This window comes from Salmonella sp. GDC200615, assembly GCF_050574145.1.
Classification (GTDB): Bacteria; Pseudomonadota; Gammaproteobacteria; order Enterobacterales; family Enterobacteriaceae; genus Salmonella; species Salmonella enterica.
The window spans coordinates 2,527,466-2,549,753 of sequence record NZ_CP192247.1; the positions used below are offsets into that span (position 1 = coordinate 2,527,466).

A 22,288-nucleotide genomic window follows, 5' to 3' on the forward strand; every position below is an offset into this window, starting at 1 on the left:
AATCGCAAAGAAAAGTTTTCACGATCAAGTCGTTTTTTAACATGGTGTTCTATGCTTGAAAGGAGGCGCTCCATACAGAGAGCGTCGCCAACAATGAGGGTGCGCGAATGGCAATGATTGATTCCATGAACAAGGACACCACACGTTTGAGCGATGGACCCAACTGGACATTTGATCTGCTGGATGTCTATCTGGCAGAGATAGACCGCGTGGCGAAGCTCTACCAACTGGATACTTACCCGCACCAAATTGAAGTCATCACTTCCGAACAGATGATGGACGCCTACTCCAGCGTCGGGATGCCGATCAACTATCCGCACTGGTCGTTTGGCAAAAAGTTCATTGAGACGGAACGTCTGTATAAGCATGGTCAACAAGGACTGGCTTATGAAATTGTGATCAACTCTAATCCCTGCATTGCCTACCTGATGGAAGAGAACACCATCACCATGCAAGCGCTGGTCATGGCGCACGCCTGTTACGGCCACAACTCCTTTTTTAAAAATAATTATCTCTTCCGGAGCTGGACGGATGCCAGCTCTATCGTCGACTACCTGATTTTCGCCCGGAATTACATTACCCGCTGTGAAGAACGCTACGGAGTGGATGAAGTAGAAAAACTGCTCGACTCCTGCCACGCGCTGATGAATTACGGCGTCGATCGCTATAAGCGCCCGCAGAAAATCTCGTTGCAGGAAGAGAAAGCGCGACAAAAAAGCCGGGAAGAGTATCTACAAAGCCAGGTGAATATGCTGTGGCGCACGCTGCCAAAACGCGAGGAAGAAAAAACTGTCGCCGAAGCACGCCGCTTTCCCGCTGAACCGCAGGAAAACCTGCTCTATTTTATGGAGAAAAACGCCCCGTTGCTCGAGCCGTGGCAGCGCGAAATTCTGCGCATCGTGCGTAAAGTCAGCCAGTATTTTTATCCGCAGAAACAGACGCAGGTCATGAACGAGGGCTGGGCGACCTTCTGGCACTACACCATCCTGAACCATCTGTATGATGAAGGCAAAGTGACGGAACGCTTTATGCTGGAGTTTTTACACAGCCATACCAATGTCGTATTTCAGCCGCCCTATAATAGCCCCTGGTATAGCGGAATTAACCCCTATGCGCTCGGCTTTGCCATGTTCCAGGATATCAAACGTATTTGTCAGTCGCCCACGGATGAAGATAAATACTGGTTTCCGGATATTGCCGGTTCCGACTGGCTGGAAACGCTGCACTTCGCCATGCGCGATTTTAAAGATGAAAGCTTTATCAGCCAGTTCCTGCCGCCAAAAGTGATGCGTGATTTCCGTTTCTTCACGGTACTTGATGATGACAGGCATAATTATCTGGAGATCTCCGCCATTCATAACGAAGAAGGTTATCGGGAGATTCGATCAAAACTGTCGTCACAGTATAACCTGAGCAACCTGGAGCCGAATATTCAGGTCTGGAATGTGGATTTACGCGGCGACAGATCGCTGACGTTGCGTTATATCCCGCATAACCGCGCACCGCTGGATAAAGGCCGCAAAGAGGTGCTGAAACATGTGCATCGGTTATGGGGCTTTGATGTGATGCTGGAGCAACAAAATGAGGATGGCAGCGTAGAACTGCTGGAGCGTTGTCCGCCGCGCATGAACACGCTGTAATCGAGATGCTGCCCGGTAGTGTTTGCGCCTACCGGGCATCGCGGGATTATCGTCCCTGAATCGCTAAATCGCCGGGCAGATTTTTCTGCATCCGATGCCAAATCTCGCCGCTGTCATGCCCGTAACGTCGCACCGTTTCATACACCTGGTCGTGCGCGCCCTGCTCGCATAACGACGATAATTTATGATAGAAACCCAGTGCCAGACTGCGCGCTTCCGGATTGGCGAAATAGTGGCGACCAATGCGGGTGTATAACCCTTTCATGCCGTTCAGGATCAAGCCGTAAATAGGATTGCCGGAGGCGAATGCCAGACCACGAAAGATGTTATAGTCCAGATCGGCGAATGCATCGGCATGGTCGGCCACTTCGTGGGCAGTGGCCAGCACTTCCTGCGCCTTATCCGGGTGTTGACGCAACGCGGTACGAATAAAGATAGTAGAAATATTGGTACGCACCGACAACAAATTGTCGATCAGTTGCGGAACGCTTTCATGATCAAGGCGGGCCAGCGTTTCAAGGATATTCAGCCCTGACGTTTCCCAAAAATTATTAACCTTTGTCGGTTTGCCATGCTGAATGGTCAGCCAGCCATCTCGCGCCAGCCGCTGTAACACCTCGCGTAATGTCGTGCGCGTCACGCCGATCAGTTCGGAGAGTTCTCGTTCTGCCGGTAAGATCGTGCCAGGAGGAAAGCGGTTATTCCAGATACTTTCAATAATATACTCTTCCGCGAAACCCGCCGGGCTCTGCGCCTTAATGACCATAGTGAGATTTCCATTACACAGCAAAACATAGTTGCACTCATCATACCAGACGGGCGTAACACCTGATAGCGGACGCAATGAAGAAAAAGGGGATCAAGGCACCATTTCTGATATCGCCTGCCAATATCGTTAAGGACTTGCTTGCATTCGTCGCGCTCGCTACTCTCTGTGTTTAAACATAAAAACGCTATTTCATTTTTCTAGGTAAGGAAAAATTTCATGGAGATCTCATGGGGTCGCGCCATGTGGCGCAACTTTTTAGGCCAGTCGCCCGACTGGTACAAACTGGCACTACTTGTCTTTTTAATTGTTAACCCATTCATTTTCTTAGCTAATCCCTTTATTGCCGGTTGGCTGCTGGTGGCAGAGTTTATCTTCACTCTGGCGATGGCGTTAAAGTGTTACCCCCTGCTGCCCGGCGGGTTACTGGCCATTGAAGCCGTTATCATCGGTATGACCAGCGCCGCCCATGTACGTGAAGAGGTTGCCGCCAACCTGGAAGTCTTGCTGCTGCTGATGTTTATGGTGGCAGGCATCTACTTTATGAAGCAGTTATTGCTGTTTATTTTTACCCGTCTGTTACTCAGTATCCGCTCGAAGATGGTTCTGTCGCTGGCCTTTTGCGTCGCCGCCGCGTTCTTGTCGGCTTTCCTTGACGCGCTTACCGTCGTTGCGGTGGTGATCAGCGTCGCCGTCGGTTTTTACGGGATTTACCATCGTGTGGCCTCATCGCGCGGCGAAGAGAACGATATGCTGGACGACAGCCATATCGATCCGCATTACAAAACGGTGCTGGAGCAATTCCGCGGATTCTTGCGTAGTCTGATGATGCATGCAGGCGTGGGGACGGCGCTGGGCGGCGTCATGACCATGGTCGGGGAGCCGCAAAACCTGATCATCGCTAAAGCGGCTGGCTGGCATTTCGGCGACTTCTTTTTGCGGATGTCGCCTGTCACCGTCCCGGTACTGGTATGTGGACTGTTAACCTGTATGCTGGTCGAGAAAATGCGCTGGTTTGGCTATGGCGAAACGTTGCCCGAAAAAGTCCGCGATGTTTTACAGCAATTCGACGATCAAAGCCGTAAGAAGCGCACCCGCCAGGATAAAATTAAACTAATAGTCCAGGCGGTTATTGGCGTCTGGCTGGTTACTGCCCTCGCCCTCCATCTCGCGGAGGTGGGACTGATTGGTCTGTCGGTCATTATTCTGGCCACCGCGTTAACGGGTGTAACCGATGAACACGCCATCGGCAAAGCGTTTACCGAGTCGCTGCCGTTTACTGCGCTGTTAACCGTTTTCTTCTCCATTGTGGCGGTTATTATCGATCAACATCTTTTCGCGCCGATTATTCAGTTCGTCTTGCAAGCCTCTGAACACGCGCAGCTAACGCTGTTCTATCTCTTTAACGGCCTGTTGTCTTCCATCTCAGATAACGTCTTTGTCGGCACCATTTATATCAACGAAGCGAAGGCGGCAATGGAAAACGGCGCAATCAGCTTAAAACAGTTTGAGCTGCTAGCCGTGGCCATCAATACCGGTACTAACCTGCCATCGGTAGCGACGCCAAATGGTCAGGCGGCATTCTTATTCCTGCTGACCTCCGCGCTGGCGCCGTTAATCCGTCTCTCCTATGGCCGTATGGTCTGGATGGCGTTACCGTACACTATCGTACTGACCCTGATAGGGCTACTGTGCGTCGAATTCACTCTTGCGCCGGCCACCGAATGGATGACTCAGGCAGGATGGTTAGCAACGCTTTCGTAACGTTTGGCCGGGCAATACACCGCCCGGCTCCGATTTTTGCCTGATAATTATCCAATTACACATTATTTCATTTCCCGCTAGTGGCGCACGAATTGAATTGGTTTACACTGCGGTCTCTACGCATGTTGCAGGGAAATTATTATGTTGCGATTTTTAAACCAGTGCTCACGGGGTCGGGGCGCATGGTTACTGATGGCGTTTACCGCCCTGGCGCTGGAAATGGTGGCGCTGTGGTTCCAGCACGTCATGTTACTTAAACCTTGCGTGCTATGTATTTACGAACGTTGCGCCCTGTTTGGCGTGATGGGCGCGGGTCTGGTCGGCGCTATAGCGCCGAAAACACCGCTGCGATACGTGGCCATGGTTATCTGGATTTACAGCGCATGGCGGGGTCTACAACTGGCGTATGAACATACGATGATTCAGTTGCATCCCTCGCCGTTCATGACCTGTGACTTTATGGCGCGCTTTCCAGACTGGTTGCCGTTGGGTAAATGGCTGCCGCAGGTGTTTGTGGCATCCGGTAATTGCGCCGAACGCCAGTGGTCGTTTTTAACGCTGGAGATGCCGCAATGGCTGTTGGGGATCTTTGCCGCTTACCTTGTGGTGGCGATAGCCGTCGTCATAGCCCAGGCATTTAAGCCTAAAAAACGCGACCTGTTCGGTCGTTGATACACACGCTCCTTCGGGAGCGTTTTTTTTGCCCGAAGCGTTGTTTGCCAGTAATTAAAAGGTGTATATTAAATACATCTTTTAATCACCACATCAGGGAGATGTCTTATGTCCCTCTTACGCATCCCGGCAAACTGGAAAGTTAAACGCTCTACCCCCTTTTTCACCAAAGAGAATGTTCCGGCGGCACTGCTCTCTCATCACAACACATCGGCAGGCGTTTTCGGACAACTCTGCGTGATGGAAGGCACCGTGACCTACTATGGCTTTGCGAATGAAACCGCGACAGAACCCGAAGTGAAAGTGGTGATTAATGCCGGGCAATTCGCCACCAGTCCGCCGCAATACTGGCATCGGGTAGAGCTGAGCGATGATGCGCGGTTCAACATTCATTTTTGGGTAGAGGAAGACCATCAGGGCGAGGAAATGTATCAACAGAAAAAAGCCTGACATCGGTAAACCAGTCACCACTGGGCGGCGTCCCGCCCAGTAGCCAGGTGATTAATGGCGCTAATTAAACGCTAGAGTAGTTTAATTTTAACGTGGTATCCCTCAAGCCCTTTCATCGTTTCTCGCGGCGCGAACTCTATTTCGGAAACCTCTTGCCCGGTTTTCTTCCGTAGTTCGGCGACCTTTTTGCTAATGAGTGCCGCGATTTCCTCTTCTGCTTTATGTGTCAACTCTTCGCTGTTCATTGATTTCCTCCTTTGAACTCGCAAACGGCTAAGCGCAATAAGACAGTGTCGTCATGGACGCGCTACTATTTTAACGTACAAAAAATTATAGGCTATCTTTCTGAGGATTATCAGGATGTTTCGCTTTAGAAGATGTAAAAAACCGCCTGGCACAGACGGTGCATCAGGCGGTTGGTTAATAGCACAAGACGCTATCTACGAGGATCTTCAACCTCATTCTGGGTATCCGGGTCGAGAGGATCGTCTCCCTCTGGTGTATCCGGAATATTTTCACCAAGAAGCGGCTCATCCTCTGGTAATGGATCGACTAAATCAGGACGTTCAGACATAAAGCCTCCAACGAACCATAGTTATTAAAGATACCCTACAGCACTACTTTTGGTTTTTCTTTGGATTTTTTCCTTCGTCTTCGGGTGTCTTATCAGGCTTCCTGGGCTGATCCTTTGAAACGCGCAACGGTTGGTTATTCATGGGGTAACTCCTCAGGATAGGCAGCGATATACTGCTTTGAAAGTATAGAGTCGCCGCCATACGTGCGCGAGCGCAGCGACAAGGCGCGTCAGGGAAGAAGAGAAGGCAGTGATAACGCCAGGTGACGGAATTTGCACGCAATTCCTGGCTTCAGGGGCCGCCCAGCGTAAATTAAAGAATTGTAAACAATCAGCCGTTTTGCCGAAGACTTATTCTGCCCACGACGGTTTATTTAAAATATGATCCTGCCAGTCCCGTACTTCAGATTCTTTAACCGCGATATGACGGACAGAAATTCGCTCGCCATGCATAGCAGCTTTCGATCCAGTCAGCAGCGGATGCCACGTCGGCAAGGGCTTACCTTCCGCCAACAAACGGTAGGCGCAGGTCATCGGCAACCATTCAAAGTCTGGCAAGTTTTCGCGAGTGAGTTTGATACAGTCGGGTTCAAATTCAAAACGGCGCTCATAATGACGGCACTGGCACGTTTTGATATTTAATTGCCTGCACGCCACGTTGGTGAAGTAGATTTCATCTGTATCTTCATCCATCAGCTTATGCAGGCAGCATTGACCGCAGCCATCGCACAGCGACTCCCACTCGGCATCGGTCATTTCATCCAGGGTTTTACGTTGCCAGAAAGGTGTATCGCTCATTAAAGTATCCGCCATTGCACTAAAGCTGCACCTTATAACCAGTCTGGCCTGCAGATGCAAGTTTTACCGCCGCTGAAGGCGGCAAGCAGATTTTACAGAACGCGGGTAGACAACGTTTCGCCATTAAAACGAATGTCCAGCTCATCGCCGCTTAATAATGGCCCCACGCCTGCCGGCGTGCCGGTTAGCACCACGTCCCCGGCTTTGAGCGTAAAATAGCGGCTCATATAGGCGATAAGGGGCACAATAGGATGAATCATATCCGCGGTCGACCCTTGCTGGCGAACCTCGCCATTAACGTTAAGTCCGATAACCGTATTTTGCGGATCGCCGCAGAAGGCCGCGACAGGGATGAAGCCTGAAATCGGACATGCGTTATCAAAACCTTTGGCTTTTTCCCAGGGCTGTCCGGCCTTTTTCATTTTCCCTTGAATATCGCGCAGGGTTAAATCAAGCGCCACGCCATAACCGGCTATCGCTTTACGTACATGATCTTCGGTCGCCTGGCGGAGCGTTGCGCCAATCAGCACAGCAAGCTCAACTTCATGATGAACAGCCCCCATATCCGCCGGAATCGCCAGCGGCTGGCGAATATCACACAATGCGGTTTCCGGCTTGATAAAAAGCACGGGTTCTTCCGGCGTCGCGCTGCCCATCTCCTTGATGTGATTTGCGTAATTACTGCCCACGCAGACCACTTTACTTACCGGGTAATCAAGCAAGGCGCCTTGCCAGTTACGATGTTGATACATATTTTCCCCTAAGATCATGATGGAATTCAGGCGCGGCGCCGAATACCGTTTAACGGTCAGCGGGCGACGTATTTTGTCCTACCGAAGAAAGATGTTGTTTCAGCAAATCTTCCGGCGGCGGCGGCAATTGTAAATAATAGCCCTGCTCGCTTAACGCCTGTTTTACTTTTTCGAGCTCGGCATTGACTAATTTTTTACGTCCATCAAGCGGCAGCATCATCGCTAACTGCGGCTGACCGAATCCTTTCATCAATGCTTCAGGCACCCGCGAAAAATCGTCTTTTTTTCGACATACAAATAGGTTTGATCGCGCTTGCTACTTCTATAGATCACACAAAACATACTTTTACTCTGAATTAACGGGATGGTGACTTGCCTCAATATAATACTGACTATAACATGCCTTCTGGACTTCGGAATATCACTCCGTATCGGAGATGATAAATAGCAAATTGAGTAAGGCCAGGATGTCAAACACGCCAATCGAGCTTAAAGGCAGTAGCTTCACCTTATCAGTGGTTCATTTGCATGAAGCGGAACCAGAGGTTATTCGTCAGGCGTTAGAAGACAAAATAGCGCAGGCTCCTGCGTTTTTAAAACACGCCCCTGTCGTTATTAACGTTAGCGGTCTTGAAAGCCCGGTAAACTGGCCGGAACTGCATAAGATCGTGACCTCAACCGGCTTACGCATTATCGGCGTGAGCGGCTGTAAAGACGCCAGCCTGAAAGTAGAAATCGATCGGATGGGTCTTCCTTTACTGACTGAAGGTAAAGAGAAAGCGGTTCGGCCTGCGCCCGTTGAGCCGGCAACGCCCAGCGAACCGCCGCAAAACGCCAATCCCATCACAAAAACGCGATTAATTGATGTTCCGGTTCGTTCCGGTCAGCGCATTTATGCTCCACAATGTGATCTGATTGTTACAAGTCACGTCAGCGCTGGCGCAGAGCTTATCGCTGACGGCAATATCCATGTCTATGGCATGATGAGAGGTCGCGCGCTGGCAGGAGCGAGCGGCGATCGGGAAGCGCAAATTTTTTGTACCCATCTGACGGCAGAACTGGTCTCTATCGCAGGTGTTTACTGGCTGAGTGATAAAATCCCGGCAGAATTTTATGGCAAAGCGGCGCGCCTGCGTTTAGCAGACAACGCTTTGACAGTTCAACCGTTGAATTGATCCCTTTTTAACAAGGAATTTTTATGGCACGCATTATTGTTGTTACTTCGGGTAAAGGGGGCGTTGGCAAGACCACCTCCAGCGCGGCCATCGCTACAGGTTTGGCCCAGAAGGGAAAGAAAACTGTCGTCATTGATTTTGATATCGGACTGCGTAACCTCGATCTGATTATGGGGTGCGAACGTCGTGTCGTTTACGATTTTGTAAACGTCATTCAGGGCGATGCGACACTGAATCAGGCGCTGATCAAAGATAAGCGTACTGAAAATCTCTTCATTCTTCCGGCGTCGCAGACCCGGGATAAAGACGCGCTAACGCGCGAAGGCGTCGCTAAGGTACTGGACTCACTGAAAGCGATGGACTTTGAGTTCATCGTTTGCGACTCGCCGGCGGGTATCGAAACCGGGGCGCTGATGGCGCTCTATTTTGCCGATGAAGCGATCATCACGACTAACCCGGAAGTCTCTTCTGTCCGTGACTCGGACCGTATTCTGGGTATTCTGGCATCGAAATCTCGTCGCGCAGAAAATGGCGAAGAACCGATTAAAGAACATCTCCTGTTGACGCGCTACAATCCAGGCCGCGTCAATAAAGGCGACATGCTCAGCATGGAAGATGTACTGGAGATTCTGCGTATTAAACTCGTCGGGGTGATCCCGGAAGATCAATCCGTACTGCGCGCATCTAACCAGGGTGAACCGGTGATTCTTGACGCCACTGCGGATGCGGGTAAAGCCTATGCAGATACCGTAGATCGTCTGTTGGGAGAAGAGCGTCCTTTCCGCTTCATTGAAGAAGAGAAGAAAGGTTTCCTCAAACGCCTGTTCGGAGGATAAATTATGGCATTACTGGATTTTTTTCTCTCGCGGAAAAAGAGTACCGCTAATATTGCAAAAGAGCGGTTGCAAATCATTGTCGCGGAACGTCGCCGTAGCGATGCCGAACCGCATTATTTACCGCAGTTACGTAAAGATATTCTTGAGGTCATTTGTAAATACGTACAAATCGATCCGGAAATGGTTACCGTCCAGCTTGAGCAAAAAGATGGTGATATCTCCATCCTTGAACTTAACGTAACGCTGCCGGAAGCCGAAGAGTCAAAATAAGCTCTTTTATGGGAAAATTCCTGGATTAAAAAAGGCAGAAGAATCTGCCTTTTTTATTTTTTTACATTATTCCGAATACGGACATTTATTTCACTGGCCGTTTTCCCGGCAATTACCGCCGTTAACGCGGATACTCCTGCAACAGAAGAGTTAACTTCTCCGCCATCAGTTCGGCGCGCCAGCCGGAAATCAATTCCGGTTGCCCATTTTGCGGTTTTAATTTCCAGTGCCAGTTAAGCAACTGATTAATCTGCCGACGCGATGCCAGTAGCTCGCCGCTGACGTGATGCGACGCGCTCACCTCCGCCACCAGCGCTTTGATGGCCTTAAACGCTTTGCGATAGCCCGGCATGTCCATCAGATTCAACAGGGGTTCCGGCAATGCCTCTTCCGGTAACGCCTGTGCTTTCGCCACCAGCGATATCAACGTCTTGCCGTGAAAACGAATCTCGCTGCCGGAAAGCCCCAGGCTATCCAGCTCACCGAGACTGCCCGGCATATAACGCGCGACCGCCCACAGGTTTTCTTCACGCACAACAAAGTTCACCGCCATATCGCGCTCACGCGCCTTACGTATCCGCCAGTCAGCTAAAAGTTGCAGACAGGCTAACTGGCGAGTACGCAGTTGCCAGGCATTGGTGATATCCCGCCATGCTTCTTCCGGCGCCTGAATCTCCTGACGACGCTGCTGCATCAATCGGCATTCATCAAGCGCGGCAGGCAGCCATCCTGCGGCTTCAGTTTCAATCATCAGCTTTTTGGCGATCGGTAACAGATACCAGACATCCGCCGCCGCGTATTCACACTGACGTTCGCTTAAAGGCCGGGCTAACCAGTCGGTACGAGACTCGCTTTTATCCAGCGCCACGCCCGTATACTCTTCTACCATCGCCGCAAACCCCCACGACAGCGGACGCCCGCAAAACGCCGCCAGAATTTGCGTATCAATCAGGGGCTCCGGCAGTTCGCCAAACGCATTCAGAAATACTTCCAGATCTTCGCTACCCGCGTGCAGAAATTTGGTGATTCCCGTATCGCGCAACACCGCTTTTAACGGCGACCAGTCGCTGATGCCGAGCGGATCGATCAGGGCGACATTTGCCCCGTCAAATAACTGGATCAATCCTAACTGCGGGTAATAGGTGCGGGTACGGACAAATTCCGTATCTAAAGCAATAGCCGGACATGCGCGGACAGCCTCACACAGGCTCGCCAGCGCATCGTCCGTTTCAATCATTTGGTAATTCAAATCGTGTTCTCTTTGGTTCGCGCCAAAAAAACGCCGGCTTAACCGGCGTCTCTCGTTAGCTGACTTAACGCTCAGGCTTTATTGTCTACTTTGCCACGGGCTTCGTCACGCAGTTCTCGTCGTAAAATTTTCCCAACGTTAGATTTTGGTAATTCCTCGCGAAACTCTACCTGTTTGGGCACCTTATATCCGGTCAGATGGCGACGGCAGAAGGTGATCAACACATCGTCAGTCAATGCCGGATCTTTCTTAACCACAAAAAGCTTCACCGCTTCGCCGCTACTACCGGAAGGCACGCCAACCGCCGCGACTTCCTGCACGCCAGAATGCTGCATCACCACATCTTCAATTTCGTTTGGATAAACGTTGAAACCAGAAACCAGAATCATATCTTTCTTACGATCGACAATCCGCAGAAAGCCATCTTCATCCATAACCGCAATATCGCCCGTATGCAGCCAACCATCTTTAATGATTTCATCCGTCGCGTCAGGACGCTGCCAGTATCCCAGCATAACCTGAGGGCCTTTCACGCAAAGCTCTCCGGCCTCACCCGGCGCGACTTCGTTATCATCGTCATCCACCAGTTTGGCTTCTGTTGACGGTACAGGCAGGCCGATACTGCCGCTGTGATAATCAATATCATGCGGGTTGACGCTCACCAGCGGGGCGCACTCGGTCAGCCCGTAGCCTTCCAGCAGGTATTGCCCGGTCAGCTTTACCCAACGTTCCGCAACGACGTTTTGCACCGGCATCCCGCCGCCGGCTGACAGATGCAGCGAAGAAAAATCCAGCTGTTGAAACTCTTTATTATTGAGCAGGGCGTTGAATAGCGTATTAACGCCAGTCATCGCCGTAAATGGATATTTCGCCAGCTCCTTGACCAGGCCGGGGATATCACGCGGATTGGTAATCAGCAGGTTTTGCCCACCCAGCTCGATAAAAAGCAGACAGTTCATGGTTAAGGCAAAAATGTGATACAGCGGCAGCGCGGTCACTACCAGCTCTTTCCCCGGGTGCAGCAGCGGCCCATAGGTCGCTTTCACCTGCTCCAGATTCGCCAGCATATTGCGGTGGGTCAACATCGCGCCTTTCGCCACGCCCGTCGTACCGCCGGTATATTGCAGGAAAGCCAGATCTTCAGCGACAACCTCGGGTTTGACATACTGCATACGGTAGCCATGCTGTAGCGCGCTGCGAAACGAGATCGCATCTGGCAAGTGGTATTTTGGCACCAGACGCTTGATGTATTTCACGACAAAGTTAACAACCGTACCTTTGGCGGTAGAAAGCTGGTCGCCCATCCGCGTCAGAATAACGTGCTGTACCGACGTTTTCTCGACTACTTTTTCCAGCGTATGGGCAAAGTTAGAAACAATAATGATTGCCGCCGCGCCGCTATCGTTAAGCTGATGCTCAAGTTCGCGCGGCGTGTACAGCGGGTTAACGTTCACCACAATCATGCCAGCGCGTAAAATACCAAATAGCGCGACAGGATACTGCAACAGGTTTGGCATCATCAGCGCCACACGGTCGCCTTTTTTGAGTCCCAGCCCTTGTTGTAAATAAGCCGCAAATGCCCGACTACGTTCTTCTAATTTACGGAAGGTCATTACCTCCCCCATATTGACGAACGCAGGCTGATCGGCATAGCGCGTCGCCGCATGTTCAAACAGCTCAACCAGGGATTGATAACGGTCAGGGTTGATCTCCGCCGGAACATCAGCAGGATAACGGTTAAGCCAAACCTTCTTCAATGCATCACCTCTAAAATGAGTGTTCGTCGTCATCACAACCCCAGTTAATAAACAAGTCGTTAACATTATATTAACTCAGCGTACCAGTTTATTAATTACGCAACTGAAAGGTTGCGAAGCGCGTCACTATTTATTTTTATTATGTCTCTATGAATGCAGAAACAGCGGACCAGCCGCTGTTTCTTTTATTGATAAAACAAAGGGTTACTCTGTTACTATCGTCTGAACCTCTGCGGGTCCAGGGTTATACCATCCCCAACCGCCATAGCCATAAGGCCAGGCGCGTCCGCCGTAAAACCACGGATCGATCGGCTGTGGAGGCATGACGACCTGCTGAACAAGATGCCAGCGTTTATAGCCGGTAGCCTGCATCAGCATAAATTTATACGGCGTATTGCCGATTTTACCGTCAACCGTGCCGGTTATCGGGCCGACAACGGTAACTAACTGGCCACGGAAGTCCACCGGGTCCAGAAAACCGTTCACATCGGCAAAAATTCTGCCGCGCGAGGCTTCGCCCAGAACAGGACGCGCGCCGCTGTCGAGCGGTACGGTCGCGATTTCAAGCCGGGTTTTTCCCTGCTGATTTTGTACCGCCACAACTTTGCCGCCAAAACGCGCCTCTTGCCCGATATAGAGCTGCGGCGCATTCATCACCCGCACCAAATCCTGCTGCGGCGTCGGACTCGAACCTTTAATGGCATCCGGGATAGTCACGCAACCGCTCAGCATAAGCGCAAAAGCGCACGCCAGCGCCCCTTTTATTAACCGTTTTTGAACCGCCATGATGCGACTCCTTTTTCTCGACCTCTATTCCACCCCACAGCATAAAGTATGGGGGGTAATAGTAGTGAGAGTCATTCTTTGCCGGGAAGTTTCTTCCACGCCACTTCGTTACGCAAATAAACCGGCTCGGCATGTTCCACGGCAACGGTCTCTCCTGCCGCCAGCTTTTGACTGGCGATGGGCAACATATCTTCCGCTGCCGGGAGCGACACCTCCCCATCATGAAGCGTCAGGCCGCACTCCTTCGCCAGATCGGGCCATGCGGACCAACCCGTTCCTACCGTCGCCCACTCGCCGGAAAGCTGTTTCAACCGCTCACCGACCCGTTCCGGTTTCAGCACCGCTTCCGTCTCTTCGCCCTGCCAGACGCCCTGCGCATCACGCTGGTATTCCGCCCAGTACACTTCGCCCATCCGCGCGTCAATCGCGGCGAGTACGCGGGTCGCGCCGGTTTTACGCCACGCGCCCTGCGCCATCGTGGCAAGCGTCGAAACACCGATCATCGGCAGATTTGCCCCTAACGCCAGCCCTTGCGCAATCCCAATGCCGATACGCACGCCGGTAAAGCTGCCCGGACCGCGCCCAAACGCCAGCGCATCTATCTCATTGAGCGAGACGCCGCTGGCGGCCAGAATCTCCTGCACCATGGGCAGGATACGTTGAGTGTGTTCTCGTGGACAAAGCTCAAAGTGAGCATTGATAGTACCGTTGTTCCACAGGGCGACAGAACAGGCCTCTGTAGCGGTATCGATAGCCAGAATTCGCATGAGGTTTCGTGCTTAGATCAATAAAATAGCGCGCATCTTACCATACTCCGTAACAAATTACTCGGCGGATGGAATCGCAAGAAAGCGAACGGCACGGGCGATATCACGCGTGCGCGGCGCAGGAGGCAGGCTGGCGAGAAACGTGGCGCCATAGGGCCGCATCACCAGCCGGTTATCACAAATCACTAACACCCCGCGATCGTCCGCATCGCGAATTAGCCGCCCCACCCCCTGCTTCAGCGTAATCACCGCATCGGGCAGTTGAACCTCATCAAACGGATCGCCACCGCGCAAACGACAGTCTTCCATTCGCGCTTTTAACAACGGGTCGTCCGGGGAAGTAAACGGCAATTTGTCGATAATCACCAAAGATAACGTATCGCCGCACACGTCCACCCCTTCCCAGAAGCTGCTGGTGGCGACGAGCAGCGCGTTGCCGGCGCTAACAAATTGCTGTAACAGTTGGCCTTTACTGGTTTCCCCTTGCAACAATACCGGCAGCGTCATGGTGGCGCGAAACTGCTCCGCCAGATCGCGCATCATGGCGTGTGAGGTGCACAGCATAAAACATCGCCCGTTATTGGCTTCAATAATCGGCCTGAGCATAGCCGCCAACTGTCGCGCCGCGCCGGGCTGGTTGGTTTGCGGTAGGTTACGCGGTACGCAGAGTAACGCCTGGCGCGTATAGTCGAATGGGCTGGGCAGCAGCATGGATTCTGCCTGTTCAATTCCCAGACGGGCGGTAAAGTGGTGAAGATCATCATTTACCGATAACGTGGCTGAGGTAAAAATCCAGCTACCGGGTTTCTGTTCCATCACCTCTTTGAATTTGTCCGCCACGGTGAGCGGCGTCAGCGCCAGGGTGAAATGGCGCGAGGTGCACTCATACCAGTAGCTGTATCCCGGCTGATTGATCTCTTTTAAGCGTTTCAGCCGTGAACGGTATAGCGTGGCGCGTTCAAAAGCCGCATCCAGCAGCGCCGAACGGCCCAGCGACAGCTTCGCCACGTCGTAACAAAGCTCCAGCGTATCATCCAGCAGTAAAAATGCCCGTTGGATACGCGAGTCGGCTAACAGTTCACGCAAATTTCCCCGGTAGCCGGGCTCCCCCAGTTGCAGACGAAAATCCTGGACGCTCTGGGCAAGGCGATCGGCGCATTTTTGCAACTGTTGAGTGTCTTTCAGTTCCGTCCGGTAGGCGATGGTGATGTCTTTTGCTAAATCCAGTAACTGACGGCTGGAGAGCGATTGTCCGAAATACTGGCTGGCGATGTCAGGCAGTTGGTGGGCTTCATCGAAGATCATTACTTCAGCCTGAGGGATAAGTTCGCCAAACCCGCTCTCTTTAACCACCATATCCGCAATAAAAAGGTGGTGGTTTACAATCACCACATCCGCGTCCATCGCCTTTTTACGCGCTTTCACCACAAAGCACTCTTTGTAGAGCGGGCAATCGCTGCCAAGGCAGTTGTCGTTGGTACTGGTGACCAGCGGCCAGGCCTGGGAATCCTCCGCCACGCTGACGCAGGTGCTGATATCGCCATCCCGCGTCTGATTTGACCAGGAGCGCAGCAATATCACGTCGCTTAACGTTTGTACCGGTAAATCGCCGCCCGCCAGCGCTTGTTGTTCCAGACGCTCCAGGCAGAGGTAGTTTGAACGTCCTTTCAACAGGGCCGTCTTACCGGTAAACGCCAACGCTTTTGCTACCGTCGGCAGATCGCGGCTGTAGAGTTGATCCTGCAACGCTTTCGACCCGGTCGAAATAATGACTTTTTTCCCGGCGCGCAACGCCGGAGCGAGGTAAGCATAGGTCTTCCCGGTTCCGGTGCCGGCTTCAACAACCAAAGGCTGCGCATTTTCAATCGCTTGTGTTACGGCAACCGCCATTTGTCGCTGTGGTTCGCGCGGTTTAAAGCCGGTTATCGCTTTGGCCAGTTGGCCATCTGCTGCAAAATCGTCCGTCACACTGCCCCCTGTTAATTTGCACAGGGATTATGTCAGGGTAGAAAGGCTTACGCCAGTTACAGAGGTGACGGCGACGCCACATTGTGGCAGTCTTGAACCATTCAAATGAAAAGCAAATGAGGAATAAGTAATGTCTATCGTGCGTATTGATGCCGAAGATCGTTGGTCAGACGTGGTGATCTACAATAATACGCTGTGGTATACCGGCGTGCCGGAAAACCTGGACGCCGATGCTTTTGAGCAAACGGCGAATACTCTGGCGCAAATTGATGCGGTGCTGGAAAAACAGGGCTCCAGTAAGTCACGTATTCTGGATGCCACTATTTTCCTGAGCGATAAAGCGGATTTTGCCGCCATGAATAAGGCGTGGGATGCGTGGGTCGTCGCAGGCCATGCGCCGGTACGCTGTACCGTACAGGCCGGGTTGATGAACCCGAAATATAAAGTTGAGATTAAGATTGTCGCGGCAGTATAAGCCGGTTATTCGTCTTCATCCTCAAAACGCGCCACTATCCGTTCGCCGGTATGGTTGGCGCGAAGTTCGCCCGCCACCTGGGCAATCGCTTCTCCGCTGCTCATACCTTGCGACATCAATTCCTGGATACGTTCTACGGCTTTTTGCTGTTGTTCATGACTGAGTGAAGGTAAACCTGCAAACATGATTAACTCCTGCTAAATTGTTAGCGCTAATTATTTCACGCTACCCGGCGGTAAGCCAGTAGTGTTGTAACGAGTCAGGAATGATGAAGACGTTATCTCCCACTGTTATCACCTTACCCTGGCGTCCGGACGCCGCTGAACACTATTTTGCGCCCGTAAATCATTTGCCCTGGGCGATGCTGCTGCATTCAGGTGATGCTATTCATCCCTATAACCGTTTTGATATTCTGGTCGCCGATCCTGTCACCACACTGACCACGCGCGCACAGGAAACCACGGTATGTACTGCGCGCACGACTACCGTCACTTTCGACGATCCGTTACACGTTTTGCAGACTCAACTGGAGGCGCTGCCTTTTCATCCTCAGCCTGACCCTGACTTACCCTTTCAGGGCGGCGCGCTGGGTCTGTTTGGTTATGATTTAGGGCGGCGTTTCGAAATTCTGCCCGATACTGCTGCGCGCGATATCGCTTTACCCGATATGGCGATTGGCCTTTACGACTGGGCGCTGATTGTCGATCACCAAAAACAGGTGGTGTCGCTGATAAGCTATCACGATGCAGACGCCCGATATCGCTGGCTCACCAGCCAGCACGCGCCGACCCGCACGCCCTTCAGGCTTACCTCGGCCTGGCAATCCAATATGACGCGTTGCGAGTATGGCGAAAAGTTTCGTCAGGTGCAGGCCTGGCTGCACAGCGGGGACTGCTATCAGGTCAATCTTTCCCAGCGTTTTCAGGCGAGCTACGAGGGTGATGAGTGGCAGGCTTTCGAACACCTTAACCGCGCCAATCGCGCCCCGTTCAGCGCCTTTCTTCGTTTACATGACGGCGCCATATTGAGCCTTTCTCCCGAGCGTTTTATCCAACTGGAGAATGGTCATATTCAGACGCGCCCGATCAAAGGTACGCTCCCACGGCTTAACGATCCGCAGGCGGATCGTCAGCAGGCGCAGAAACTGGCCAACTCAATGAAAGATCGCGCTGAAAATTTGATGATCGTCGATTTGATGCGTAACGACATTGGCCGGGTCGCCGTGCCGGGTTCGGTGAAAGTGCCGGAACTGTTCGTCGTCGAACCATTTCCTGCCGTTCACCATCTGGTTAGCACCATTACCGCCCGTTTACCGGACTCACTTCATGCTACCGACCTGCTGCGCGCGGCTTTCCCCGGCGGCTCCATTACCGGCGCGCCTAAAGTGCGGGCGATGGAAATTATCGACGAACTGGAGCCGCAGCGACGCAACGCCTGGTGCGGTAGCATCGGTTATCTGAGTTTCTGCGGCAAGATGGATACCAGTATTACTATCCGCACCGTCACGGCAACGCAGGGCCAACTCTATTGCTCAGCCGGCGGCGGTATCGTGGCCGATAGCAAGGAAGAAGCGGAATATCAGGAAACTTTTGATAAAGTTAATCGTATCCTGCACCCACTGGAGAACTAATACGTGGATACCAGCCGTCTGACGCTCGATCATTTCTTATCGCGCTTTCAGCTTTTGCGCCCGCAGATGACTCATGAAACGTTAAATCAACGTCAGGCCGCCGTACTGATCCCTGTGGTTCGCCGCCCCCAGCCGGGGCTGCTGTTGACCCAGCGGGCTATTCATTTGCGCAAACACGCCGGACAGGTCGCCTTTCCCGGCGGGGCCGTGGACAGTACCGATGCTTCGCTTATCGCCGCAGCGCTTCGCGAAGCGCAGGAGGAAGTCGCCATCCCGCCGCAAGCCGTGGAAGTGATTGGCGTTTTACCGCCGGTAGACAGCGTGACCGGTTTTCAGGTCACCCCGGTGGTCGGCATTATTCCGCCAAATCTCCCCTGGCGCGCCAGTGAAGATGAAGTGTCTGCGGTGTTTGAAATGCCGCTGGCGCAAGCGTTGCAACTGGGTCGATATCACCCGCTTGATGTTTACCGTCGCGGCAATTCGCACCGCGTATGGCTCTCCTGGTATGAGCATTATTTCGTCTGGGGCATGACCGCAAACATTCTTCGTGAGCTGGCGCTGCAAATCGGCGTAAAGCCCTGACTGTACACAACGCCATTCACGTTGCCTCAAGGTGGTAACAATCGCCTCCCCCAAAGAGGCAGCCTGAAGGGCAACGTGTATATACTTAACTTTACGCGCGCAAGACACGACTTGAGATTACTGTCGCAATATTAGTAAAAACGCGGTTATTCATTAGTTTAATTCATGTGAATAGTTAAGCTGATGCCAGCGTTCCCTCTTACACTATGCGCAGTTATAACATCGTAACCGGAAGCCCCGGTTGCCCTGTCAGGAGTATTATCGTGATTAGCCTATTCGACATGTTTAAGGTAGGGATTGGTCCCTCCTCTTCCCACACTGTTGGCCCGATGAAGGCCGGTAAACAGTTCGTCGATGACCTGGTCGAAAAAGGATTACTGGATAACGTTACCCGCGTCGCTGTCGATGTCTACGGCTCGCTGTCGCTGACGGGGAAAGGTCACCATACCGATATCGCCATTATTATGGGTCTGGCGGGTAATGAACCCGCTACCGTGGATATTGATAGTATCCCCGGTTTTATTCGCGACGTCGAAACGCGCGAGCGTCTGTTACTGGCCCAGGGACGTCACGAAGTCGACTTCCCGAAAGATGACGGAATGCGTTTTCACAACGGCAATTTGCCGCTGCATGAAAACGGGATGCAGATCCACGCCTGGCATGACGACACAGTCATTTATAGCAAGACGTACTATTCCATCGGCGGCGGCTTTATCGTTGATGAAGCGCATTTCGGCCAGGAAGCGACGAATGAGGTTACTGTACCTTATCCGTTTAAATCGGCGAAAGAAATGCTGGAGTATTGCAACAGTACCGGCCTTTCACTCTCCGGCATGGTGATGCAAAACGAACTGGCGCTGCATAGCAAGAAAGAGATTGAAGAGTATTTCGGTCACGTCTGGCAGACCATGCAGGCCTGTATTGATCGTGGTATGAATACCGAAGGCGTGCTGCCGGGGCCGCTGCGCGTACCGCGTCGCGCCTCTGCGCTGCGTCGTATGCTGGTTTCCAGCGATAAGCTTTCCAACGATCCGATGAACGTCATTGACTGGGTGAACATGTTTGCTCTGGCGGTGAACGAAGAGAACGCCGCAGGCGGCCGCGTCGTGACGGCGCCAACCAACGGCGCGTGCGGTATCGTTCCTGCGGTACTGGCTTACTACGACCATTTTATTGAATCAGTCAGCCCGGATATTTACACCCGCTACTTCCTGGCGGCAGGCGCTATTGGCGCGCTGTATAAGATGAACGCGTCTATTTCCGGCGCGGAAGTCGGCTGTCAGGGCGAAGTCGGGGTCGCCTGTTCGATGGCGGCGGCAGGCCTTGCTGAACTGTTGGGCGCCAGCCCGGAGCAGGTTTGCGTTGCCGCTGAAATCGGCATGGAGCATAACCTGGGGCTGACCTGCGACCCGGTTGCCGGTCAGGTGCAGGTGCCGTGTATCGAGCGTAACGCCATTGCTTCGGTTAAAGCGATCAACGCTGCGCGTATGGCCATGCGTCGAACCAGCGCGCCGCGCGTCTCGTTGGATAAAGTCATCGAAACGATGTACGAGACCGGAAAAGACATGAACGCAAAATACCGCGAAACGTCGCGCGGCGGGCTGGCTATTAAAGTCCAGTGTGATTAAACGCCGTTTCCCCTCCCTTCGCCCATCTGCTACGGATGGGCGAAATTTTTATCTCTTCCTCGTCGACTCCACGTTTCCCCACTACACTTGCTGTGTCGCGGTTGGCTTTTGTCGCCAACGCTTATTGGGCGGCCCGCATGCAAACAGCACAACGGATCATCAATCATTATCGCCGTAATCGTTTCATTGTTTGCACGATTTGTGCACTGGTCACGCTCATTCTTACGCTGAGCATCCGATTTATTTCGGAGCGGAACTTAAATCACCATCGCACGGTTGCATTCGCGAATCATGCCGTTGATGCGCTGGACAATGTTTTGCATCCTCTCCAGGTCGGACGAAACGTACTGCTCCCCTTGCTTGAGCTTCCGTGCGCGACCGCGCATCTGCCGTTGCGTAAGCAAGCCGCCCGTCTGCAAACCGTTCGTTCTATCGGGCTGGTGAAAGAGGGAATTCTCTATTGCTCAAGCATTTTTGGCGCCCGTAATACTCCCATACGCCAGCTTCAGCCCGATCTTCCCGCAGTCGGCGATCTGCTGCTACTTTCCACAGACCAATCGTTACTCAAGGGAAGCCCGATCCTCATTCAGTGGTATCCCGCCTCTGCCGATGGCCAGGATGGCGTGATGGAAATTGTGAATATTGACTTGCTGACGACTATGCTACTTGAGCCGCAGCAGCCGCAAATTACCAGCGCCAGCCTGACGGTCGGCAAACGGCACCTGTTATATGGTCGGGGCGTGGTCGATACTCTTCCGGAATTAAAAAAAGATGAAGAGCGTTACCAGCTTTCATCGCGACATTTCCCTTTTACTATCAGCGTCAGCGGGCCGTCGGCAGGCGTACTGGCGTTCAAACATCTCCCGACGCAGTTACCGCTGGCCGTATTGCTTAGCCTGTTGATCGGTTATATCGCCTGGCTGGCAACGGCCAGCAGAATGAGCTTTTCCTGGGAAATTAATCTGGCCCTTGCCGAACGGGAGTTTGAGCTATTTTGTCAGCCGTTGCTTAATGCCCGCACGCAGCAGTGTACCGGCGTTGAGATCCTGTTACGCTGGAACAACCCGCGCCAGGGCTGGATCTCACCGGATGTTTTTATTCCTATCGCCGAGGAACATAACCTGATAGCGCCGCTGACCCGCTATGTGATTGCGGAAACCATTCGGCAGCGGCACTACTTCCCCATCAACCATCAGTTTCATATCGGCATCAATGTGGCGGCAAGCCATTTCCGACACGGCGTGCTTCTCAAGGATCTTAATCAGTACTGGTTTAGTGCGGAACCTGTTCAGCAACTGGTGCTGGAGCTCACGGAACGCGACGCGTTGCTTGACGTTGATTACCGCCTGATGCGCGAGCTGCATCGTAAAGGCGTGAAGTTAGCCATCGATGATTTTGGCACAGGAAACAGCTCGCTCTCCTGGCTGGAAAAACTGCGGCCGGATATTTTGAAAATCGATAAATCCTTCACCGCCGCCATCGGTACCGATGCGGTCAATTCAACGGTGACCGATATTATTATCGCTCTGGGGCAAAGACTGAATATTGAACTGGTGGCGGAAGGGGTCGAAAACCAGACGCAGGCACAGCATTTGCGCCAGCATGGCGTGCAAATGTTACAGGGCTATCTCTATGCGAAGCCGATGCCCATTAGCGAATTTCCACAGTGGCTGGCGGGCAGCGCGCCGCCGCCCGCCCGGCATAACGGACAGATTATGTCCGCGATGCCGCATCTATAGACTTGATTCC

General features: G+C 52.5%; 23 protein-coding genes and 1 pseudogene. 12 read left to right on the forward strand and 12 right to left on the reverse strand.

Annotated features, from left to right (window positions below; genetic code table 11):
* Window positions 1–107: 107 nt before the first annotated feature.
* A complete protein-coding gene (locus ACQ29O_RS12125) occupies window positions 108–1,640 on the forward strand; it encodes a SpoVR family protein (RefSeq protein ID WP_001240771.1) in 1,533 nt (510 codons plus the stop codon).
* Window positions 1,641–1,686: 46 nt separating this feature from the next.
* Here the strand turns inward: ACQ29O_RS12125 and fadR are convergent, their stop codons facing one another.
* Entirely contained in the window at window positions 1,687–2,406 is a 720-nt protein-coding gene (gene fadR, locus ACQ29O_RS12130) for a fatty acid metabolism transcriptional regulator FadR (protein WP_000234826.1), read from the reverse strand.
* Between the two features lie 219 nt (window positions 2,407–2,625).
* Between fadR and nhaB the strand changes: the two genes are divergently transcribed.
* From nhaB to ACQ29O_RS12145, 3 genes are all read left to right on the forward strand, one after another.
* The gene (nhaB, locus tag ACQ29O_RS12135) at window positions 2,626–4,170 is read left to right on the forward strand and encodes a Na(+)/H(+) antiporter NhaB (RefSeq protein ID WP_000406438.1); all 1,545 of its coding nucleotides are present in this window, start codon (window positions 2,626–2,628) and stop codon (window positions 4,168–4,170) included.
* 141 nt (window positions 4,171–4,311) lie between these two features.
* Complete coding sequence (gene dsbB, locus ACQ29O_RS12140; RefSeq protein WP_020937004.1) at window positions 4,312–4,842, forward strand: disulfide bond formation protein DsbB; 531 nt, start codon at window positions 4,312–4,314, stop codon at window positions 4,840–4,842.
* 108 nt (window positions 4,843–4,950) lie between these two features.
* The gene (locus ACQ29O_RS12145; RefSeq protein ID WP_253336064.1) at window positions 4,951–5,292 is read left to right on the forward strand and encodes a DUF1971 domain-containing protein; all 342 of its coding nucleotides are present in this window, start codon (window positions 4,951–4,953) and stop codon (window positions 5,290–5,292) included.
* A gap of 71 nt (window positions 5,293–5,363) precedes the next feature.
* On the opposite strand, the gene ACQ29O_RS12150 is transcribed toward ACQ29O_RS12145, so the two are convergent.
* From ACQ29O_RS12150 to ACQ29O_RS12170, 5 genes and pseudogenes are all read right to left on the reverse strand, one after another.
* A complete protein-coding gene (locus ACQ29O_RS12150; RefSeq protein ID WP_001083582.1) occupies window positions 5,364–5,537 on the reverse strand; it encodes a GnsA/GnsB family addiction module toxin in 174 nt (57 codons plus the stop codon).
* A 191-nt stretch (window positions 5,538–5,728) separates the two neighbouring features.
* A complete protein-coding gene (locus ACQ29O_RS12155; RefSeq protein WP_014341098.1) occupies window positions 5,729–5,866 on the reverse strand; it encodes a hypothetical protein in 138 nt (45 codons plus the stop codon).
* 351 nt (window positions 5,867–6,217) lie between these two features.
* Window positions 6,218–6,664, reverse strand: coding sequence for a YcgN family cysteine cluster protein (locus ACQ29O_RS12160; protein WP_001285703.1), 447 nt, complete (start codon window positions 6,662–6,664; stop codon window positions 6,218–6,220).
* A 92-nt stretch (window positions 6,665–6,756) separates the two neighbouring features.
* Window positions 6,757–7,416: a fumarylacetoacetate hydrolase family protein gene (locus ACQ29O_RS12165; protein WP_001519895.1), complete on the reverse strand. Its 660-nt coding sequence runs from the start codon at window positions 7,414–7,416 to the stop codon at window positions 6,757–6,759.
* Between the two features lie 49 nt (window positions 7,417–7,465).
* A pseudogene (locus ACQ29O_RS12170) lies at window positions 7,466–7,758 on the reverse strand (YcgL domain-containing protein).
* Between the two features lie 125 nt (window positions 7,759–7,883).
* On the opposite strand from ACQ29O_RS12170, the gene minC reads away from it, so the two are divergent.
* From minC to minE, 3 genes are read left to right on the forward strand one after another with little or no spacing between them, the layout of a single operon-like run.
* Window positions 7,884–8,591: a septum site-determining protein MinC gene (gene minC, locus ACQ29O_RS12175; protein WP_000072527.1), complete on the forward strand. Its 708-nt coding sequence runs from the start codon at window positions 7,884–7,886 to the stop codon at window positions 8,589–8,591.
* Window positions 8,592–8,614: 23 nt separating this feature from the next.
* Window positions 8,615–9,427, forward strand: a complete 813-nt coding sequence (minD, locus tag ACQ29O_RS12180) for a septum site-determining protein MinD (RefSeq protein WP_000101047.1) — start codon at window positions 8,615–8,617, stop codon at window positions 9,425–9,427.
* 3 nt (window positions 9,428–9,430) lie between these two features.
* Window positions 9,431–9,697 (forward strand): cell division topological specificity factor MinE, encoded by a 267-nt coding sequence (gene minE, locus ACQ29O_RS12185; protein ID WP_001185666.1) that lies wholly within the window; start codon window positions 9,431–9,433, stop codon window positions 9,695–9,697.
* Window positions 9,698–9,818: 121 nt separating this feature from the next.
* Here the strand turns inward: minE and rnd are convergent, their stop codons facing one another.
* The 5 genes from rnd to ACQ29O_RS12210 all read right to left on the reverse strand — a co-directional run bounded on the left by rnd (window position 9,819) and on the right by ACQ29O_RS12210 (window position 16,224).
* On the reverse strand, window positions 9,819–10,946 hold the full coding sequence (rnd, locus tag ACQ29O_RS12190; protein ID WP_001109121.1) for a ribonuclease D: 1,128 nt from the start codon (window positions 10,944–10,946) through the stop codon (window positions 9,819–9,821).
* 71 nt (window positions 10,947–11,017) lie between these two features.
* Complete coding sequence (fadD, locus tag ACQ29O_RS12195) at window positions 11,018–12,703, reverse strand: long-chain-fatty-acid--CoA ligase FadD (protein ID WP_024143597.1); 1,686 nt, start codon at window positions 12,701–12,703, stop codon at window positions 11,018–11,020.
* Window positions 12,704–12,907: 204 nt separating this feature from the next.
* The gene (locus tag ACQ29O_RS12200; protein ID WP_000290594.1) at window positions 12,908–13,489 is read right to left on the reverse strand and encodes a Slp family lipoprotein; all 582 of its coding nucleotides are present in this window, start codon (window positions 13,487–13,489) and stop codon (window positions 12,908–12,910) included.
* Between the two features lie 71 nt (window positions 13,490–13,560).
* Complete coding sequence (gene tsaB / locus ACQ29O_RS12205; protein ID WP_001221017.1) at window positions 13,561–14,256, reverse strand: tRNA (adenosine(37)-N6)-threonylcarbamoyltransferase complex dimerization subunit type 1 TsaB; 696 nt, start codon at window positions 14,254–14,256, stop codon at window positions 13,561–13,563.
* 57 nt (window positions 14,257–14,313) lie between these two features.
* Window positions 14,314–16,224 (reverse strand): ATP-dependent DNA helicase, encoded by a 1,911-nt coding sequence (locus ACQ29O_RS12210; RefSeq protein ID WP_045161383.1) that lies wholly within the window; start codon window positions 16,222–16,224, stop codon window positions 14,314–14,316.
* Between the two features lie 130 nt (window positions 16,225–16,354).
* Here ACQ29O_RS12210 and ACQ29O_RS12215 point away from each other — a divergent pair, with 130 nt between their 5' ends.
* Window positions 16,355–16,699 carry a RidA family protein gene (locus ACQ29O_RS12215; RefSeq protein WP_000029550.1) on the forward strand — a complete coding sequence of 115 codons (345 nt, stop codon included), beginning with the start codon at window positions 16,355–16,357 and terminating at the stop codon, window positions 16,697–16,699.
* Window positions 16,700–16,704: 5 nt separating this feature from the next.
* On the opposite strand, the gene ACQ29O_RS12220 is transcribed toward ACQ29O_RS12215, so the two are convergent.
* Window positions 16,705–16,884, reverse strand: coding sequence for a YoaH family protein (locus tag ACQ29O_RS12220; RefSeq protein ID WP_000457328.1), 180 nt, complete (start codon window positions 16,882–16,884; stop codon window positions 16,705–16,707).
* An 80-nt stretch (window positions 16,885–16,964) separates the two neighbouring features.
* Here ACQ29O_RS12220 and pabB point away from each other — a divergent pair, with 80 nt between their 5' ends.
* The 4 genes from pabB (at window position 16,965) to ACQ29O_RS12240 (ending at window position 22,278) form a co-directional block, all read left to right on the forward strand.
* Window positions 16,965–18,329, forward strand: coding sequence for an aminodeoxychorismate synthase component 1 (gene pabB / locus ACQ29O_RS12225; RefSeq protein ID WP_000978451.1), 1,365 nt, complete (start codon window positions 16,965–16,967; stop codon window positions 18,327–18,329).
* 3 nt (window positions 18,330–18,332) lie between these two features.
* Window positions 18,333–18,911, forward strand: coding sequence for a CoA pyrophosphatase (locus ACQ29O_RS12230; protein ID WP_000381544.1), 579 nt, complete (start codon window positions 18,333–18,335; stop codon window positions 18,909–18,911).
* 263 nt (window positions 18,912–19,174) lie between these two features.
* Entirely contained in the window at window positions 19,175–20,539 is a 1,365-nt protein-coding gene (gene sdaA / locus ACQ29O_RS12235; protein ID WP_000624273.1) for an L-serine ammonia-lyase, read from the forward strand.
* A 137-nt stretch (window positions 20,540–20,676) separates the two neighbouring features.
* Window positions 20,677–22,278 (forward strand): EAL domain-containing protein, encoded by a 1,602-nt coding sequence (locus tag ACQ29O_RS12240; protein WP_001192535.1) that lies wholly within the window; start codon window positions 20,677–20,679, stop codon window positions 22,276–22,278.
* Window positions 22,279–22,288: the final 10 nt, after the last annotated feature.

Coding starts and splice junctions, on each gene's coding strand:
- ACQ29O_RS12240 (WP_001192535.1), top strand. CDS start 20,677: ATGCAAACAGCACAACGGATCATCAATCATTATCGCCGTAATCGTTTC.
- fadR (WP_000234826.1), bottom strand. CDS start 2,406: ATGGTCATTAAGGCGCAGAGCCCGGCGGGTTTCGCGGAAGAGTATATT.
- ACQ29O_RS12150 (WP_001083582.1), bottom strand. CDS start 5,537: ATGAACAGCGAAGAGTTGACACATAAAGCAGAAGAGGAAATCGCGGCA.
- ACQ29O_RS12145 (WP_253336064.1), top strand. CDS start 4,951: ATGTCCCTCTTACGCATCCCGGCAAACTGGAAAGTTAAACGCTCTACC.
- tsaB (WP_001221017.1), bottom strand. CDS start 14,256: ATGCGAATTCTGGCTATCGATACCGCTACAGAGGCCTGTTCTGTCGCC.
- ACQ29O_RS12200 (WP_000290594.1), bottom strand. CDS start 13,489: ATGGCGGTTCAAAAACGGTTAATAAAAGGGGCGCTGGCGTGCGCTTTT.
- ACQ29O_RS12165 (WP_001519895.1), bottom strand. CDS start 7,416: ATGTATCAACATCGTAACTGGCAAGGCGCCTTGCTTGATTACCCGGTA.
- minD (WP_000101047.1), top strand. CDS start 8,615: ATGGCACGCATTATTGTTGTTACTTCGGGTAAAGGGGGCGTTGGCAAG.
- dsbB (WP_020937004.1), top strand. CDS start 4,312: ATGTTGCGATTTTTAAACCAGTGCTCACGGGGTCGGGGCGCATGGTTA.
- pabB (WP_000978451.1), top strand. CDS start 16,965: ATGATGAAGACGTTATCTCCCACTGTTATCACCTTACCCTGGCGTCCG.
- minC (WP_000072527.1), top strand. CDS start 7,884: ATGTCAAACACGCCAATCGAGCTTAAAGGCAGTAGCTTCACCTTATCA.
- ACQ29O_RS12215 (WP_000029550.1), top strand. CDS start 16,355: ATGTCTATCGTGCGTATTGATGCCGAAGATCGTTGGTCAGACGTGGTG.
- ACQ29O_RS12155 (WP_014341098.1), bottom strand. CDS start 5,866: ATGTCTGAACGTCCTGATTTAGTCGATCCATTACCAGAGGATGAGCCG.
- ACQ29O_RS12125 (WP_001240771.1), top strand. CDS start 108: ATGGCAATGATTGATTCCATGAACAAGGACACCACACGTTTGAGCGAT.
- ACQ29O_RS12160 (WP_001285703.1), bottom strand. CDS start 6,664: ATGAGCGATACACCTTTCTGGCAACGTAAAACCCTGGATGAAATGACC.
- minE (WP_001185666.1), top strand. CDS start 9,431: ATGGCATTACTGGATTTTTTTCTCTCGCGGAAAAAGAGTACCGCTAAT.
- ACQ29O_RS12220 (WP_000457328.1), bottom strand. CDS start 16,884: ATGTTTGCAGGTTTACCTTCACTCAGTCATGAACAACAGCAAAAAGCC.
- nhaB (WP_000406438.1), top strand. CDS start 2,626: ATGGAGATCTCATGGGGTCGCGCCATGTGGCGCAACTTTTTAGGCCAG.